14 protein-coding genes are annotated in these 18727 nt (G+C 57.8%); 10 read left to right on the top strand and 4 right to left on the bottom strand.

Annotation, left to right across the window (positions count from 1 at the left end):
* Positions 1–1003 precede the first annotated feature (1003 nt).
* The 5 genes from DBV39_RS05225 to DBV39_RS05245 all read left to right on the top strand — a co-directional run bounded on the left by DBV39_RS05225 (position 1004) and on the right by DBV39_RS05245 (position 8546).
* On the top strand, positions 1004–2056 hold the full coding sequence (locus DBV39_RS05225; protein ID WP_108623101.1) for a ligase-associated DNA damage response exonuclease: 1053 nt from the start codon (positions 1004–1006) through the stop codon (positions 2054–2056).
* A complete protein-coding gene (locus tag DBV39_RS05230) occupies positions 2053–3852 on the top strand; it encodes an ATP-dependent DNA ligase (RefSeq protein ID WP_108620640.1) in 1800 nt (599 codons plus the stop codon). Before DBV39_RS05225 ends, DBV39_RS05230 begins: the two co-directional genes overlap by 4 nt.
* On the top strand, positions 3849–6803 hold the full coding sequence (locus tag DBV39_RS05235) for a DEAD/DEAH box helicase (protein ID WP_227870823.1): 2955 nt from the start codon (positions 3849–3851) through the stop codon (positions 6801–6803). Before DBV39_RS05230 ends, DBV39_RS05235 begins: the two co-directional genes overlap by 4 nt.
* 56 nt (positions 6804–6859) lie before the next feature.
* Complete coding sequence (gene pdeM / locus DBV39_RS05240; RefSeq protein WP_108620641.1) at positions 6860–7804, top strand: ligase-associated DNA damage response endonuclease PdeM; 945 nt, start codon at positions 6860–6862, stop codon at positions 7802–7804.
* Between the two features lie 376 nt (positions 7805–8180).
* Positions 8181–8546: a DUF411 domain-containing protein gene (locus DBV39_RS05245; protein ID WP_227870896.1), complete on the top strand. Its 366-nt coding sequence runs from the start codon at positions 8181–8183 to the stop codon at positions 8544–8546.
* Between the two features lie 52 nt (positions 8547–8598).
* Here the strand turns inward: DBV39_RS05245 and DBV39_RS05250 are convergent, their stop codons facing one another.
* Together DBV39_RS05250 and DBV39_RS05255 are read right to left on the bottom strand one after the other, a co-directional pair.
* Positions 8599–9495 (bottom strand): NRDE family protein, encoded by an 897-nt coding sequence (locus tag DBV39_RS05250; RefSeq protein WP_227870824.1) that lies wholly within the window; start codon positions 9493–9495, stop codon positions 8599–8601.
* A gap of 3 nt (positions 9496–9498) precedes the next feature.
* Entirely contained in the window at positions 9499–10443 is a 945-nt protein-coding gene (locus DBV39_RS05255) for a DMT family transporter (RefSeq protein ID WP_108620642.1), read from the bottom strand.
* 439 nt (positions 10444–10882) lie between these two features.
* Here DBV39_RS05255 and folC point away from each other — a divergent pair, with 439 nt between their 5' ends.
* The 5 genes from folC to purF all read left to right on the top strand — a co-directional run bounded on the left by folC (position 10883) and on the right by purF (position 15285).
* Entirely contained in the window at positions 10883–12217 is a 1335-nt protein-coding gene (folC, locus tag DBV39_RS05260) for a bifunctional tetrahydrofolate synthase/dihydrofolate synthase (RefSeq protein WP_108620643.1), read from the top strand.
* 106 nt (positions 12218–12323) lie between these two features.
* Complete coding sequence (locus DBV39_RS05265; RefSeq protein WP_108623105.1) at positions 12324–13166, top strand: SPOR domain-containing protein; 843 nt, start codon at positions 12324–12326, stop codon at positions 13164–13166.
* Positions 13163–13486 carry a CvpA family protein gene (locus DBV39_RS05270; RefSeq protein WP_322348744.1) on the top strand — a complete coding sequence of 108 codons (324 nt, stop codon included), beginning with the start codon at positions 13163–13165 and terminating at the stop codon, positions 13484–13486. The genes DBV39_RS05265 and DBV39_RS05270 overlap by 4 nt, the downstream gene beginning before the upstream one ends.
* 35 nt (positions 13487–13521) lie before the next feature.
* Entirely contained in the window at positions 13522–13653 is a 132-nt protein-coding gene (locus DBV39_RS20415) for a hypothetical protein (protein ID WP_322348745.1), read from the top strand.
* Between the two features lie 120 nt (positions 13654–13773).
* Positions 13774–15285: an amidophosphoribosyltransferase gene (purF, locus tag DBV39_RS05275; protein WP_108620644.1), complete on the top strand. Its 1512-nt coding sequence runs from the start codon at positions 13774–13776 to the stop codon at positions 15283–15285.
* A gap of 124 nt (positions 15286–15409) precedes the next feature.
* Here the strand turns inward: purF and DBV39_RS05280 are convergent, their stop codons facing one another.
* A complete protein-coding gene (locus DBV39_RS05280) occupies positions 15410–15913 on the bottom strand; it encodes a disulfide bond formation protein B (protein WP_108620645.1) in 504 nt (167 codons plus the stop codon).
* The gene (locus DBV39_RS05285) at positions 15903–18524 is read right to left on the bottom strand and encodes a [protein-PII] uridylyltransferase (RefSeq protein WP_108620646.1); all 2622 of its coding nucleotides are present in this window, start codon (positions 18522–18524) and stop codon (positions 15903–15905) included. The genes DBV39_RS05280 and DBV39_RS05285 overlap by 11 nt, the downstream gene beginning before the upstream one ends.
* Between the last annotated feature and the right edge of the window lie 203 nt (positions 18525–18727).

An 18727-nucleotide genomic window follows, 5' to 3' on the forward strand; every position in this document is an offset into this window, starting at 1 on the left:
ATCCGAGTAACCGATTCAGATTGACTGAACCAGCCTGAACAAGGCTGAACGAATCTGGACCAGCCAGCTGCATAAACAGGACTCTCCAGGCCAGACTTGTCGTCTCAGCAACCTGAACACGATCTGATCAAAAAGTATCTGATTAAAAAATCAGTATATGTGTAAATATACAGCATTTTGAAATGTGCTGGAGAACCACCAGATCAGATACCCGATGGGCCGCTGCGCAGTCTGCATGAGATCTCTCCTAATCAATGTCGGGTCAAAATCCGGTCAGATCGCACCGGTCTGGACCACGGCACTCAACACAGCCCAGGCGGCCTGATCGTAGGGCGAGGCAGGGTTTTTGAAGGAGATACCTGGGGGATTGGTCAAAGAGATGTCAGACAAAAATCGCGTCAAATGTCAGGGCAGGGGCAAGGGTCACTGCAAGACTCACCGTCCGGGTCCGTGCAAGAATGAAAACCAGTACCAGAGTCGACAGGAGGATGGCGACAGCAAGGCAAGCCACTATCCAGACAGGCAGGCAAGCCAACACGCACAGCAACCAGAAAATCAACCGGCAAGTGCTGGCTAACCAAGTGTTGGCTAACCAAGTGCTGGCTAACTGATTATTTGCCAAATATAATCTGATTTTAAAATCAGTACTGATAATGCAACCCCCCCTGATAATCCCTTGGGGGACCCATTGGCAGTCATATCCGTTTTGCCCGTCGCCAGCCTGTCCGTATTCGTAGCATCGACCTCCACAGGAGAACTTGAACAATCTGTACCTGAACAACCGGCAACTTAGCAAAAATACACCCGACAAAATGTTGACATGCAAAACCGCAATTTCTGGCAAGGCGGGTTCCGGAGTGCACGCATCACCCATTCCGTATACCCGGCAAAAACACCAGACACGCCACGCTGAAACAGACATTTCCCCAGTTTGGCCAAACCCCAGGAGACCTTCATCACGCCAGCCAGACAGCCTCACAGGACGCATCAAATGGCGCCGGGAATGGATCTGGTAATCGCCCGGCCTGAAGGGCTGTACTGCCGGCCAGGTGACTTTTACATCGACCCCTGGCGACCAGTCGAACGTGCAGTCATCACCCACGGCCATGCCGATCATGCACGCACCGGACATGCACACTATCTGGCAACTGCCAGCAGTGCGAGCATCCTGCGGACCCGGCTCGGCGCCATCCGGCTACATACTTTGCCCTACGGACAAGCCATTGAGCACAATGGCGTCAGGATCAGCCTGCATCCGGCGGGTCATGTGCTCGGGTCGGCACAGGTCCGACTGGAGTACCGGGGCGAAGTGTGGGTGCTGTCGGGCGACTATAAACTCGATCATGACCCGACTTGCGCCGCGTTTGAACCTGTTCGGTGCCACACGTTTGTAACTGAATCGACCTTCGGGTTACCGGTCTATCGCTGGCAGGATCCGGCATTCACCATGCAACAGATCAACCAGTGGTGGCAACACAATGCGCGGCACAATCAGACCAGCCTGCTCTATGCTTATTCACTCGGAAAGGGCCAGCGCATTCTGGCCGGACTTGAGTCCGGCATCGGACCGATCGTGACCCACAGGGCATTTGACGCGCTGAACCAGGTGTATCGGAATGAGGGGATCACGCTACCCGAAACCCGGCATATCGAGGATCTCGATACACAAAGCCTGCGTGGCGCGCTGGTGCTTGCGCCACCATCAGCCGTCATACAAAGCGCAGCACCAGACTCGGCAACAAGCTCGGCAACCGCTGGCCGCAGCCGGCAACCCTCCTCAAAGTCCTGGGCCGCACGCCTTGGTGCATTCAGCGATGCGATGGCGAGCGGCTGGATGCAGATTCGCGGCACACGTCGCCGGCGCGCACTGGACCGGGGATTCGTCATGTCCGATCACGCAGACTGGCCCAGCCTTGTCAAGGCGATTGAAGCCACTGACGCTCAACGTGTGATCGTGACCCACGGCAGTGCATCAGTGCTGATCCGCTGGCTCAACGAGAATGGCTGGCAAGCCCAGCGATTCGAAACTGAATACGGCCAGGAGGATGACACATGAGGCGGTTTGCACAACTGTATCAGGCGCTCGACAGCACCACCTCAACGCAGCGCAAGATACAGGCCATCGTTGCCTATCTGGAGCAGACACCGGCCGCGGATGCCGCCTGGGCGATCTACTTTCTGGGGGCGGGCAAGCTGCGCCGACGGGTGAACACGACCGTCTTGCGTGAGTTGGCCATCAAACGTAGCGGGCTGGCTCCCTGGCTATTCGAAGAGTGTTATCAATCCGTGGGTGATCTGGCCGAAACAGTTTCCCTGCTATGGCCAGAAAAGGACACCGGGCGCAACGAGAACCTTGCCCAGTGGATCGAAGCCCATCTACTCGCCGCGACACCATCTGCCAGAACGGCCACTGCAGCATGTTCTATCTCAGGTTCTGCCCCAGAGACGCGACTAACGCCTGCCGCTGCAGAGGAAAATCCTGAGCAGACGCGTCAGGCCATGCTGGAGCACGCACTGTCTGGCTGGGATAGTGCCACCCGTTTTGTGAGTCTCAAGTTACTGACTGGAGGATTGCGAGTCGGCGTCTCACGCCAGACTGTCGTGCGGGCACTGGCCGGACTATGCGGACTCGAGACCACACAGGTGGCACAAAGAATGACGGGATACCTCAGCAACAACGGCTCGGCCAGTGGTAAACCAGTCTGGCCCAGTGCCAGTCGCTACGAGATGCTGCTCAGTACGCACGCCAGCGACGTCAGTGAACTGACATCAGGGCAACCTTATCCGTTCTTTCTGGCGCATCCCTGGCCAGTCAAGAAAGATGAGTCCGTCCAGACACAACTCGGTCCACCGGAAAACTGGTGGGCGGAATGGAAGTGGGATGGTATCCGTGCCCAGATCATACGCCGGCGTGGTGAGGTGTGGGTGTGGTCGCGTGGCGAAGAACTCATCAGCGAGCAGTTCCCGGAAGTCTGTGAATACGCCCGAAAACTGCCCGAAGGCACGGTCATTGATGGTGAACTGCTGGTATGGCCGTCGGAGCAGGACCGGCCACAGCCCTTTGCCGCGTTGCAACGACGACTTGGCCGGCGCCAGGTCAGTGCCCGCCTGATGCGCGAACTCCCGGTCACGGTGATGGCCTATGACCTGCTGGAGTCTGAAGGCCAGGACTGGCGCAGTCAGCCTTTGCTGGCGCGCAAAGCCAGACTTGAGGAGGTGATCCTGCATTGTTGCGCTGAACCGGCAGACCGGCAGGCAAACACACAGAGAACAGGGCCATGGCATGAACCATGGCGTCTATCGGCGCAGATCGCGCTTGCTGACTGGTCAGAACTCGAACCATGGCAATCCAGAGCACGTGATCTGGGCGTGGAAGGGCTGATGCTCAAGGCAGCCCAGGGACACTACGGCATGGGACGCACGCGCGCCAGTGGTCCCTGGTACAAGTTCAAGTGCGATCCGATGACCGTGGATGCTGTCCTGATCTATGCCCAGCGCGGTCATGGCCGGCGTGCCGGTCTTTACACCGACTACACCTTCGGCGTCTGGAGCGCTCCGCCAGGTGATCCGCAACGGACACTGATACCCGTCACCAAAGCCTACTCCGGACTCAATGACGCCGAGATCCGTGAGGTAGACGCCATCATCAAGAAGTCGACCCAGCAATCGTTTGGTCCGGTACGCAAGGTGGATCCGGCTCTGGTTTTCGAGATCGGATTTGAAGGAATTGCGGCAAGCGCACGCCACAAGAGCGGTGTGGCCCTGCGGTTTTCCAGGATGTTGCGCTGGAGAAAAGACAAGCCTGCAAGCGAAGCCGACAGCATCTTCACGCTCAGAGCCCTCATGCCATGACATCAGCCGCGACGCTTGAACACACAGCATTGCAAGCCAGGATGCCACCACCCCAGAGATATCTGACACCTTTGCAGGCCCGAATCGAGCAGTGGTTTGCCGATCGCGGACATCAGCCCTTCGGGTTCCAGCGAGAGGTGTGGCAAGCCATGCTCAAGGCACGCAGCGGACTGCTGCACGCGGGCACTGGTTCGGGCAAGACGCTTGCTTGCTGGCTTGGAGCTTTGCAGGTTTGCGAACGGCAGGAAGCGTCGATCAGGACAGGGAAGGGGGCAAGAAAGCAGACAGAACGCTCGGCAGAACTCAAAGTGCTTTGGATCACCCCGATGCGTGCACTGGCTCAGGATAGTTTTCGGGCATTGCAGTCCAGTGCGGCGGATCTTTGCCCGGACTGGACCGTCCAGACTCGAACCGGGGACACGCAGGCATCGGTACGAACCAGACAAGCCAAAGCCTGGCCAGATGCGCTGGTGACCACCCCGGAAAGTCTCTCGCTCATGCTGACACAAGCGAATGCGCAGACGCGTCTGTCGCGTATCGCGGTGGTGATCGTCGATGAGTGGCATGAATTGGTGGGCAGCAAACGCGGCGTTCAGGTGCAGCTTGCGCTGGCCAGGCTGACCCGCTGGAACCCGAAACTGCTGGTGTGGGGCATGTCAGCCACACTAGGCAATCTGGAGCATGCGCTTGAAGCGCTGCTACCTGATGCCATTGCAAGCACCAACAGCACAACTGACACCGCTGGCCGGTCTTGTCTGATCAGCGCCCCAGGTTTCCAGACTGCTCGCACATCACGATCCACAAGAGCGACAAGCTCTACAGGACGGACAATCGATTCAAACTGTTCAAAAACGCCCATCATTGATGTGATGTTGCCAGCCAGTTTGCCGCGGTTTGCGTGGTCCGGACAGATGGGGTATGCGATGGCTGGCGTTCTCGCGCAGCGCATCCGTGCAGCAACCAGTTCGCTGGTGTTTGTCAACACCCGAGCCCAGACCGAGCGCTGGTATCAAGCGCTCCTGGAGGCCGACCCGTCACTGGCAGGTCTCATCGCTTTGCATCACGGGTCGCTCGATGCCAGTGTGCGCCAGTGGGTCGAACAGGGTATCCGCAATGGATCACTCAAGGCGGTGGTCTGCACCTCGAGTCTGGACCTGGGTGTGGATTTTACGGCCGTCGAACAGGTGTTTCAGATTGGCTCATGCAAAGGCGTGGCCCGCCTTTTACAGCGCGCGGGCCGCAGCGGTCACTCGCCAGACGGTCAGCCCAGAATCGGACTGGTACCCACCCATGCACTTGAAGCACTCGAGGCGGTTGCAGCGCACGATGCCGTACAGGCGTACGCCATTGAAGCGCGCCAAAGCCCGCTGGCACCAATGGATGTGATGGTGCAGCATCTCGTAACCGTTGGGCTGGGTGGCGGGTTTGAACCGCAAGCACTATATGACGAGATTCGCCAGACCTGGGCTTACCGGCATCTGGACAAGCAGGCCTGGGCGTGGGCGCTGGCGTTTGTCACCACCGGAGGAGAATCGCTTGGTGCCTATCCCGATTATCAGCGAGTCGTGCGAGGCGTGCGAGGCGTGAGGGATGTGCCGGATGTTTCGGATGTACCCTCCAGCACACAAACCGGTCTGCAGACGCTATGGCGAGTCACTGATCGACGACTGGCCTTGCGCCATCGACTGAACATCGGCACGATCGTCTCAGACGCCATGATGCAGATACGCTTCTGGACCCGCAAGGCAGGCGGTGCGGCACTGGGCCAGATAGAAGAAGGGTTTGTGGCAAGGCTCAAGCCAGGAGAATGTTTTGTGTTTGGGGGACGGGTTTTCGAGCTTGTCCGGGTGCAGGACATGACCGTCTACGTTCGGCGGGTCCAGGCTAGCCGCGCAGCCATGCCTCGCTGGGAGGGTGGCAGCATGCCGCTCTCCGGGGAGTTGTCTCAGGCCATGGCCAGGCGCCTTGCGCAATACGCTGACCTGAACAGAGAGCATCAGACTGACAATCATCATACTGACGTCCATGCAGACGAACCCGGCACGACTGAGCCAGAGGCCGAGCGCCACATTGTCTGCACGCCCGATCAGGCATGGCACGCGCTCAGACCGCTGCTGGCCACACAACATGAGATGACCGGGCTGCCTTCTCATGAGCGACTCCTGATTGAGCAAATGCGATCCCGGGAAGGCTGGCACTGGTTTATCTACCCCATGGCCGGGCGCCGCGTTCATCTCGCGCTGGCCAGCCTGCTCGCCTGGCGACTGGCAAAAAAGTCGCCACGAACGTTTTCGGTGTCGGTCAACGATTACGGACTTGAGTTGCTGTGTAACCAACCATTGGACGCACAGCAGCACCTGACACCTGACCTCTTTGACGAATCCCGGTTGGTGTCTGACCTGCAGGCCAGCGTCAATGCCTCGGAGCTTGCGCAGCGGCGCTTTCGGGAGATTGCACGAATTTCGGGGCTGGTGTTTCAGGGATTTCCCGGTCAGAAGAAGTCAGCGCGGCAGGTTCAGGCGTCTTCACAGCTTTTTTACAAGGTCTTTGAGGCCTACGACCCTGACAACCGTCTGTTACATCAGGCGATGCAGGAGGTGCTGACGCTGGAGTTTGATCTGCCTGGCCTGTCGTCAGTGCTCACACGCATCCGCGATCAACCATTCGTGGCCACCAGTACCAGCAAACCCACACCGTTCGGATTTGGGCTGGTTGTGCAGCGACTCAGTCAGCGGTTGTCGTCCGAGAAACTTGCAGACCGGGTCACCCGCATGTTGCGAGAAGCAGGTGCGTTACAGGAAGTCGAGCAGATGCCTGACCACTCAGGCTCATCAGGCCCGGACAGCAATGGACACCGCCAGAGTCGATCTGGTCCATCCGGCAAGCGGCGCAGGTCGATGCGAACCAGAAAGACACCGCGCACGAAGACAATTGACCGAGTGCAAGACTGACTTGCATCCGCGCGCCGACAAAATCGAAACAACGAATTCCGGAGCACCTGAAACACATGCCAGAATCGCCTGAAACATCTACTACTGCGTCCACCACATCGCCAGCCGTACCGCCAGACAGATCCCGCACAGTGGCCACCTTGCTCCGTAGCGGCTGGTGCCAGATTCAGATTGCCGGACAAAGCCAGACAGAAAACGTATGGCTGATGCCCCACGGGACACTTTACTGGCCAGCCCAGTCGACACTGTTTGTCGCCGACGTCCACCTGGGTAAGGCGGCCAGTTACCGGCAACAAGGACAACCCGTGCCTACAGGCACGACCTCGACAACACTATCCAGGCTTTCCATGGCCTTGTCAGCCAGTCAGGCAAAACGGCTAATTGTGCTGGGGGACTTTCTGCACTCAGCAGCTGTTCACAGGGCACAGGGAACGCTCAACGCTCTGCGGCAATGGCGGGCCCGGCATCCGGAGCTCTCGATCATCCTCATTCGGGGTAACCATGATGATCATGCAGGTGATCCAGAGTCATCACTTGGCATTGAGGTCGTGAACGAACCGTACACAGTCGGACCATTCGCCTGCAGGCATGCACCCGAGATGACGCTACCGCAGGACCCGCAACCAAAGGGCTCACTACAGGACGCATCCTCGCAGACTACATTCTGGCTTGCGGGCCATCTCCATCCTGTTCTGGTACTCAAGGGCCAGACGGGGGAGCGAATCAGGCTCAAAGGGTTTGTCGTACGTCCCGATGGTTGCATCCTGCCTGCCTTTGGTGCGTTCACTGGTGGACACCCTTATGAACCAGCCCGGCATGACCGGTGTTTTGTGGTGATTGACGAGGCTGACTCCAGCGGACAGGGACAGTATTGCGAGCAGGCAGACATCCCGGGCGCACGCGTACTGGGAGTGCCAGCCGCCATGGTGCAGACCAGATCTGGACCCACGCGACGGGATGTCCGAGCCTTGCACAATGCCTGGCCCATACCGGACCGGTGAGCCAGAAATGTGTGAGGTGGTCTGGGGTAATTTGTACCTGTCTCAGCATCGGTTGTTACAGTACTGATCAGATTGATTGGCGCCTTGATGTCTGACTACACAGAACTTGACAAGTCAACAGGGAAAGATAGTCTGAATAGCGTTCAGACGTTCCGGTCAAATCAGTTTAAGTCATTGACAAGATTGAAATTTTCAGATGTTTTTTTCAAATGAGATTTTGTGTATGAGATTCAGTATGTCTGGAATCAAGAAATTCCCGCAGATTGACTGCCTTGCGCTCGCGGGACGAATGGGCTGGCTACTTGCGATGGTGACACTGATGGGAAGTGCCAGTCTCGCGTTTGCGTCCAGCCTGGCGCAATCAACGCAGCCCACAATGCAGCAGACAACCCATCTGACTGTGTATCAGGATCCGAACTGTGGCTGTTGTACCGGCTGGGTTGACCACATGCGTGATGAGGGGTTCAAGGTCACCCAGATCAAGACCCAGGATGTCGTCGCTCACAAAGCCCGGCTCGGGGTGCCCCCAGCACTCGGTTCATGCCACACGGCCGTGATTCATGAGACGGGGCAGGTGATTGAGGGCCATGTGCCAGCCAACGCTGTTCGGAAAATGCTGACCGATCCGTCGATCAAAGGTGTTGCCGCACCAGGCATGCCGACCAATGCGCCAGGCATGGGGCAGCTTGACGGAAACCTCGTAACGGTCGACTTTAACGGTCGTGCATTCTCGCGCGACTGAGTCAGTCACAAGAGCAGGAACTCCCGGTCACGTGGCCAGGGGCAGGAAGATGTCAAACTTCGATCCGCGACCAGGTGTCACCCTGCGTACACCAGCCAGAACGGTTCTTTGTCCGTCCATCTGGAAAGTACGTGGTTTCCTGAGCCAGGATGGATCCATCACGCTTTTGCATCACGACCGTAGTACAACGCGTGCCATACTCCGGACTCAGAATGAACGGTGAGGACAACAGACGCTCACGGTCGAGAGCCAGCCCAGTTCTGGGCAGCTCAACATCCGGTGCCGGCTCACAGTCGCGCATTGCGTCGGCAAGCACGTCGAGACTGATCCGGCCATCTAGTAGCCGTTGATAAACCGCCTCACGTGTTCGAATCACTTTGGGCCATGGCGTGTCGAACAGGGCGTTGGACAATCCGTACGCCGAGACAACCGGGTCTGATGCGGATGGTGAACGAGATGTTTCTTGCCATCCGATCAGTTGCTTCCAGCCCGGTAAGCGATTCGAGGCATGCCACCAGTCACCATCCCGTCCAATTAGCAGATTGAACCCGTTGTACTGCTGCGAGATCGGGTTGAGTGCGTCGAGATACGTTTCGGGTGTGACAGACTGACGAAGAAACTGCTCGACCAGAAAGCCTCTGGATGGTGCGTCAGCGCGTTGTTTACCAGGCTCACGGTAATTGGTCAGCAACGCAAAACGTCCGTCCGTGTGAACTCCAAGCCAGCTTCCGCCGGCTTTCAGGTCGCGCCCGGCCAGAATCTGCGGATCATCATCCCAGGGCTGCATATCCGTACTTGGACGGTCGTGCACCTCATCCCGGTTGGCCACAACCACCCAGTTCCAGTCCATCTCGTTGCGATCCGACTCATTCAGATAGGTCTGAGAAAGCTCGGAAGACAGATTTCGCTGTCCTTGTGGACATGCAAGCGCCAGAACAGCCAGACACATGTTTCAACGTTTCCTTGTTCGAGAAGGTGCATCCTTGATGGCAGATCCAGCCCGCGAACGCGGATGATTCACAATTGCCACGCCAAGGATCACCATGGCCGATCCAATGACAAAGTTTATATCCAGAGGCTCGTCGAGCAGCAGCACACCAAAAGCAACGCCAAAGATGGGCGTCAAAAACGAGAAGGATGCCAACTGGGATGCGTTATAGGAAGTCAGTAACCAGAACCAGATCAAAAGCGTAAAAAATGCAACCAGCACACCCTGAGCGACAACAGCAGACACCACTGCCGGGGTCCAGTTGACCTCGAGCTGTCCCATGAAAGCCGATGCAATCAGCAACCCGACAAATGCCGAACCAAGCTGATACTGGGTGGTCTGGGTCGCCGGGATCTGGTTCAAACGGGTGCAGCGCAGCACTACCGTAGTCAGCCCCCAGATGGCACCGGCCAGCAGACCAAACGTGTCCCCCAGCAGGATGTCGGCATCCCACTGCGGGACCAGAAACCCACTCAGAAAGGCAACTACGATACCGCCAAACGACATGCCGATTCCGAGCCATTGCGCGCGCGAGAGACGTTCCTCGGGCAGCAGAAAATGCAGTCCCAGCGCGGTGAAGATCGGGGATGTGTACAGAAACACGACCATGTGTGAGGCAGAGGTGTAACGCAACCCCTCGCCAATGAACAGGAACTCGACCGCGAACATGCCACCCGCGAGCAGGCCAGCTTTCCAGGGGCCTTTGTGCAGGGCAAACGACACCCGCTGGCGTAGCATCACCACGCCGATGAGCAGCATGCCGATTCCGGAACGCAGTGCGATCTGCAAAGTAGGGGACATATCGTCAGCCACCAGTTTGATGACAGACTGCTGGGCACCCCAGATCACACACAGCAGCAACATCAGGGAAGCCGCGGTCGCATCGATCGATTTATGTGCGTTTGCCATGTATCACCAAGATCACAACATGCTTGAACAACCCGTACCCCAGAAATTTCATAAACCCGGTCAGCGCAGATAATCCGACCAGAGCATCTGAATACCCGTACGCCAGAACGCCTGACCAGAACGCAAGACCATAAAACACATCTTTCTGATGCCCGCTACCGCAGGCTGCAATATGCCTGAAAGTATCCCTGAGCGACAGATATACAGGAGAGGCCGCCACAGATGATGCAACGAAGCTTCATCACCCGCTAACCACTTACCAGGCAGGCAGCACAGGAGATTCAACGCGAATAGAGAGCACACATATGGTTGGCATGATGGTACGGAACCGGAGTGGAACCTGACCGAAATCTATCACAGAAATTACGGGATAACCCTTAAGTTCACGCAAGAGCGTAAACTTGGGATCTGATTTTCAATTCTCGACCTGACACCAACCATGACCGATCCGATCAGTCCAGACTCCACCCAGTTTGCCCCGCAGACACTCGCCCAGTGGCTCGCCGCACTTGAAACCATGCATCCAAAGGCGATGGATCTCGGCCTTGAGCGCGTGCGCCAGGTTGCCGACCGGATGGACCTGGAAAGTACGGCGCTACGATTCGTGGTCGCCGGGACCAACGGCAAAGGGTCGACATGTGCCATGCTGGAGTCCATCCTGCTTGCAGCGGGATATCGCGTGGGGATGTATACCTCCCCGCATCTGATCCATTTCAACGAGCGTGCCCGGATCAATGGGGATCCCGCAAAAGACGCACAGTTGATCGAAGCATTCGAGACGGTCAACGCAGCGCGACAGGGCGTGAGTCTGACTTACTTCGAGTTCACCACGCTCGCGATCCTGTGGCTGTTTGCCCGAGCCGGTCTGGATGCCATGATTCTGGAAGTCGGCCTCGGCGGGCGCCTGGATGCAGTCAATATCGTGGATGCCGATTGCGCCATCGTGACAAGCACCGATATCGACCACACCGAATGGCTGGGCAACACACGCGAGGCCATCGCGCTAGAAAAAGCTCACATTTTTAGAGCAGGGCGCCCGGCAATCTGCTCGGATCCTGCCATCCCGCAGACACTGATCGACCACGCCGAGTCCATTGGCGCAGATCTCTGGCTGTTTGGCCGCGACTTCAATTACTCAGGTGACCGGCAGCAATGGGGCTTTGCGGGACGCGACCATCGTCGCAACGCGCTGAATTACCCGGCTTTGCGCGGTGCCAACCAGCTACTTAATGCCTGCGGCGTCCTGGCCGCACTCGACGCTGTGCGTGACCGGATGGCAATACCTCAACAAGCGGTACGACAGGGACTGTTGCAGGCTGCGCTGCCTGGCCGGTTCCAGATTCTCCCAGGCCAGCCGCTGGTGGTGCTTGATGTCGCCCACAACCCTCATGCGGCCGCTGTTCTGGAAAAGAATCTCTCTGCAATGGGGTTTCATCCTTACACCTACGCCGTGTTCGGGATGCTGGCAGACAAGGATATCGACCAGGTGGTACGAATTCTGGCTCCCCGGATCGACCGCTGGTACTGTGCCACACTGCAAGGGTCGCGCGGCGTGACGGGAACGGTACTCAAGGATCGCGTGCAAGCTGCGCTCGAGGCCTGGCTTGACGACAACCCCCAGCATGACGAGCCTCTGGCCGAAGTGCTCAGCTACGACTCACCGCATGAAGCCTTTGACGCTGCGCGCCAGGCGGCAGCTGTGGATGATAGAATCGTGACGTTCGGTTCGTTCATGACCGTTGGTGACGTGCTGGCTCACTTGGGTCGTGCTTGACCGGTCAATCGGGTGAGCCGGACTGATCTGAGTCAGTCGATCGAGTACGGAAGCTTGTTCAGTGGCCATCTCGGCCTGTTTTATCCTGCGTTCTCAGGGTTGTGTCATGGGTTTATTTTCCAGGAAAGAGTCTGCCTCATCATCACGACAAGGGTCACGGCCCAGGCCTTCGGTCAGCAGTGAAGCCCAGGCGGCTTCCATGCGCGTGAGAGCCCGGCGTCGCCTGGCCGGCGCTGTCGCACTGGTTCTGGCGGCGGTCATCGTTCTGCCCATGCTCCTCGATAGTGAGCCCAAACCCATTCCTGCTTCAGTTGAAATCGCGATCCCTGATCGCAACAGCCCGTTTAACCCGACATTGATCACATCCGCTGCGTCTGATTCGACGGTCCGCGGAACGGTCCAGCCTGTCACGCCTGGTGCATTGGACTCGCAAGACACAGGTTCAGCCTCCGTCGGAACCGAGACAACCGGGCAGCAAGCGCCACGGACCGAAACGACAGGCGCCGCCAGCGTAGAGACGGACGCCGGTGCGGCAACTGACTCAGCACAAACCACCAGCGAGCAAGCAGCCTCTGAACCCAAGCCTGCAGCCGAAGTCAAGGAACCCAAGCCAGCCCCACCCACACCTGCCACTCGAACCGACGACGGATCACGAGCGATCGCATTGCTCGAAGGTCGTGCACCGACTGCCGGGGCTGCTGCCAAACCATCCGGATCAGGATTTGTTGTCCAGGTGGCCTCTTACAGCACCCAGGCTGATGCCAGTACACGCCGTGACAAGCTGCGCTCCGAAGGCGTGACCAACGCGTTTGTCGAGTCGACAACCGTCAACGGCAAGCCAACATTCCGCCTGAGGGTGGGTCCGTTTTCTTCGCGTGATGCCGCACAGGCGGCCCAGACCCGGCTGCGTTCGCTGGGCTATCCAACCGGATTTATTGCAACGCAGTGACCGGGTTCGATTACGGCCTGCTCGCCATACTGGGCGTGTCCTGTTTCCTCGGGTTCAAGCGCGGCCTGATCAAGGAGTTGCTGTCTCTGGTGAGTTTTGCGCTGGCCGGCCTGGCATCGATCTGGTGGGGTCCGTCGGTTGCGAATCATCCCTTGTTGCAGTGGGCCAGCAACGAGTATCTGCGTCTGGGTATCGCTTACGTACTGTTGTTCATTCTGGTGCTGGTGTCTGTAGGACTGCTCAACATGACCCTGTCCGGATTTTTAAGAGGTGCCGGACTCACACCGGCAGACCGGGGTCTGGGGGGCTGTACGGACTGATTCGAGGACTACTGATCACACTGGTCCTTGTCATTGTGCTCGGCTACACACCGGTCCCGAAACAAGCCTGGTGGACCAATGCCATGTTCTCGTCTGCAATTGTGGGGGCGATGCAGCAGATCAAGGCCAGAGTCCCTGAGCCCGTCAATGAGTGGCTTCCCTACTGAAGGGCAACAAATCGTTTCTAATAACTCTTCTTCTCGTTACCCGTTCTTCTCGAATCTCTTCGTTGTGTTTTAAATCAATTGGCGTGAACAGCGCTTATATCAGGAAACCCAGGAAATCTCATGTGCGGAATCATTGGTGTCGTCGGTCGCGGTCCTGTCAATCAGCTGATCTACGACAGCCTGCTGCTGTTGCAGCACAGGGGGCAGGATGCAGCTGGCATTGCCACATCAGATGGCAGTCATTTCAACATGTTCAAAGGTCATGGCCTGGTACGCGATGTGTTTCGCACGCGCAGCATGCGATCCTTGCCCGGTTTTAGCGGTATCGGCCAGGTTCGCTACCCCACAGCGGGTTCGAGCGAAAGCGCAGAAGAGGCTCAGCCGTTTTACGTGAATGCCCCGTTCGGGATCACGTTTGCGCATAACGGCAACCTGACCAACTGGCTGGAATTGCGCGAATCACTTTTCCGGGTGGACCAGCGACATATCAACACCAACTCAGATTCGGAAGTGCTGCTCAATGTGCTGGCGCACGAGCTGCAACGAGCAGCCAGTGGTGTTTCACTCGATGAAGCAGCAATCTTCAAAGCGGTGCGAGCCTTGCACGAACGGGTCAAAGGGGCTTACGCTGTGGTGGCACAGATTTCTGGCTATGGCATGCTCGCATTCCGGGATCCGCACGGGATTCGGCCCCTGTGTCTGGGCAGCATGGATACCGCTCAGGGCAAGGAATGGATGGTTGCCTCGGAGTCGGTCGCCCTCGAAGGATCGGGATTTGCGTTTGTACGCGATGTTGAACCCGGTGAGGCCATCTTCATCTCGCTAGATGGCAAGATCTCCAGCCAGCGCTGCAGTGAAGGCTATCAGCATGCCCCGTGTATTTTTGAGTATGTGTATTTTGCGCGTCCAGACTCTGTGATCGAAGGCGTCTCTGTCTACGGTTCACGTCTGCGCATGGGAGAATATCTGGCAGACAAGCTCGCCCGAACGCTACCCCTGGGAGACATCGACGTTGTCATGCCTATTCCGGACTCAAGCCGCCCAGCCGCCATGCAACTGGCCCAGCGCCTGAACCTGGAGTATCGAGAGGGGCTGATCAAGAACCGCTACGTCGGCCGCACATTTATCATGCCAGGTCAGGCGGTGCGCAAGAAATCGGTTCGACAGAAACTCAATACCATCGGTGTGGAGTTCCAGGGCAAGAATGTGCTGCTTGTAGACGATTCAATCGTACGCGGAACAACGAGCCGCGAAATCGTTGAAATGGCCCGTGCAGCAGGCGCCAACAAGGTTTACATGGCATCAGCTGCGCCACCCGTGCGCTACCAGAACGTCTACGGCATTGACATGCCGACACAGGATGAATTGATCGCAAATGGTCGTGATGAAGCTGAAATCGCCCGCATCATCGGCGCCGATGCGCTGATTTATCAGGACATTGACGACATGCAGCGCGCGGTGAACGATCTCAACCCCAAACTGACCCGTTTCGATGCATCTTGCTTTACGGGCGAATACATTACCGGCGACATCACGCCAGAGTTACTGGCCAGAATTGCCGAACCGCGCAATGGTGACCGGATCGGAGGCGGGCTTCAGTTCAACATGGGATTTGCTGCCAACGACAACTAAGCGCCTGGGCCTGAAAAGCCCAGAGCCCAAAGCACTCTCCGGGCGAAAAAGCCGGGCGAGAACCGCCTGGGTCAGAACGGGGGATGGGCAGATCAAGCGGTCTGCCCTCACTCACATCATCACATCAGCTGGAAGAAATTGAAGTCTGGCGGCGGCCAGACGGCCGACCAGCAACCAGTGTCATCAGCGCGGCAAGCGCCAGCACCACAAAGAGAATCAGACTCCAGATTGCGTACTCCACGCCCAGCAAGTCAACTGCGGCGTCAAAGCAGCTTGCGTAAACGCCAAACAGCCACGGAGCGGCCGCATCGAGGCCGCTGCCCGAGATGATGCGATCGGCCAGAGTCAGATCACAACTAAGCGAGTTTGATGCCACAGTCACCTGATAAACCGCCACGCCAGCTCCCGTTGCGCCGGTGAGTGTGATGAAACCTAGCGCAGGTTTCATCAAGGCGGGCATGATCAGGCCGATCAGGGCAAACATCAGGATCACGATGTAAATCACACGCTGCAGTACGCACCAGGCACAAGGCTGCATGTCAAAGACATGCTGGCTTACCAGGGCCGCACCCAGAGCGCTCAAAGCAAGAAACGCGATAGCAGTCAGGACATTTTTTTCAAGCGACATGAGATTGCTCTACACAAAGAGTGTTGAAGATGGCGCGCTCGAACTGGCGCTGAATCCTGGGTTGCGTCAACTGCTCGGAACTGATGATGAATACGTCCTCCACGCGCTCGCCAAGTGTCATGACCTTCGCCGTCTCGATTGAAACGTTGAATTCCACAAACACATTGGCCACTTCAGCCAGCAGTCCAGGCCGGTCGGTGGCCACGATCGCCAGACGCCAGTGCTGGCCGCCCTCATCCGGGCGAAGCTCAACGATCGGATCGACAGGAAAGGCGCGAGAGAGACGGGAAGGGCGGTGGGTCATACCTGAACGGGTCTTCAGGGCCTTGACTTCGCGGCCTAGCAGATAATCAGGCAGCTCATGCTCGATCAACGTCGAAAGCGAACGCAAATCTGTCTCGCCTGAGGTGGGCAACACCACAAAGCTGTCCAGAGCGTAGCCATGGCGTGTTGTGTGAATCCGGGCATCCTGCACATCAAGCTTACGTCGGCCCAGATAGGTGCAGATGCGCGCAAACAGGTCACTCTGATCGTTGGTGTAGACCATGATCTGCATTCCCTCGCCACCAATAACGGGTCTGACCTTGACCACCGGTTCGGCCGGGCTGATCCGGAAATGCAGGTTGCGGGTGTGCCACGCGATATCGGGCGCGTCGTGTCGCAGAAAATAGGCCACGTCCAGAGTACGCCAGAAGTTCTCGCGACTCTCATCAAGCAGCCCACTGAGCCGGGTCAGTCGGGTTGCTTCGGCGATCCGCTGCTGCAGCACGGTATTGGTAGTTTCGGGCTGACCGCCAAGCGCCGCGCGGGCCAAATAGAAAAGGTCTTCAAGCAGCTTGCCTTTCCAGGCGTTCCAGACTTTTGGGCTGGTGCCACGAATGTCGGCCACGGTAAGCAGGTACAGAGCGGTCAGCCGTCGACTGCTGCCAATTTTTCTGGCAAATGTGTCAATGACGGCGGGATTGGACAGATCCTGCTTCTGAGCCACCTGGGACATCAGAAGATGATTGCGAACCAGAAACACCACCAGATCGGTGTCTTCTTCTGCCAGGCCGTGCTCCCGTGCAAACTTGCGCACATCGACCGCGCCGAGTTCGGAATGGTCACCACCGCGGCCCTTGGCAATGTCATGAAACAGAGCCGCCACATAAAGCAGCCAGTGGCGATCAAGGTTGGCGATCAGCTTGGAACACAGCGGGTACTCCTGTGCGTGCTCAGGCATGGTGAAGCGACGCAGATTGCGCACCACCTGCAAAGTGTGCTGATCGACTGTGTAAACGTGAAACAGATCGTGCTGCATCTGTCCAACCACGCGACGAAACACGGGCAGATAGCGCGGCAAGATGTTCAGCATGGTCATGCGGCGCAAGGCGTGCACGATGCCCTGTGGCTGCTGCAGAATGCTCAGAAATGCCTGTTTGTTGACCGGGTTCTGCCGGAACCTGGCATCCACGCGCCAGCGGGCATGCCAGATGGCGCGCAAGGTCCGCGGGGACATGCCCGTGATCTCGGGGTGTTGCTGGACGATCAGAAACGCTTTGAGAAGCAGCTCAGGCTGCTTGTTGAAAACCTGATCATCGTCAATGTCCAGACGTCCCTGCAGGTTGTAGAAATACGTGTCGAGCGCAACAGCCTTGTCACGCCCCACCGGGAACAGTTCTGCCTGCAGACTTTCCACCAGCACTGTGTTGAGCTGGGTCACCAATCGGGCTGCCCAGTAGTATCGCTGCATGAGGATCTCACTGGCACGCCGTGTCGTTTTCGGCTGGATCCGGTAGGCTTGCGCCAGGCTATGCTGTAAATCGAACAACAGTCGGTCCTCGCGCCGGTTGGTCAGCAAATGCAGCTCTATGCGCAGACGCTTGAACGCGAGCTCTGCCCGGCGAAGATCACGCGCCTCCTGGTTGGTCAGAACGCCGCTACGGGCGATCTGGGCCCAGCTGCTACCGAAGCCGGCTGCACGCGCCATCCAGCGAATCACCTGCAAGTCTCTCAGGCCACCAGGCGACTCCTTGCAGTTGGGCTCAAGCGCGTAGGGCGTCTCCTGAAAACGCACGTGACGCTGCCGCATCTCGGCGAGCTTGGCTCTGAAAAAAGCACGGGCATCGAGTTGGGCAAACATCGTTTTGTCAAACTGCTTGACCAGCGAACGCCGCCCGGCGATGTAGCGCGTCTCCAGCAGCGATGTCTCGACCGTGATGTCGGCGCGAGCCTCCTCAAGACACTGATCAATGGTCCGGACGCTGTATCCGGGTTCGATGCCCAAGTCCCATAGTGAAGCGACCAGCTCACCCAGCAAGGACTCTTCCTGCTGTGTCGGTGCTTGGCTAAGGAGAATCAGCAGATCAACATCCGAATAGGGGTAGAGTTCGCCACGACCGTACCCACCCACTGCTGTCAGGGCGGCGTGTCGAGGAAGCGGATGCAGACGCAGCAGGGCACGTAGTGCCTCGTCAGTAGCGCGTCGCAGATCATGCAGGAGTCGGTCTGCGTTACCTCGCTCCCGGTAAGCCGCGATCGCAGTCTCACGACTCTGCTTCAGATCATCTCTGATCTGTGCGACGGTTCTGACCGATGAAGACACGACTGTCGGGATCGCAGACACGCTCATGATTTCTCCGCACAAACAAATTTCACGCCATGATCTCCACCCACTTCATCCATTTCACCATCGTCAGGCAACCCGCTCACAGCACCTGCGACAACTACTCGTGCAGCACGCTTGAGTACCGGGGCAGAAGGATGTCGACATTCTGGAGAAAATCCGGCTGTCCCGACACCTTCCGGTCGATTGCAGAGAATCTGTGTTCAGCG

Origin of the sequence: Orrella marina (assembly GCF_003058465.1) — a bacterium.
Classification (GTDB): Bacteria; Pseudomonadota; Gammaproteobacteria; order Burkholderiales; family Burkholderiaceae_B; genus Algicoccus; species Algicoccus marinus.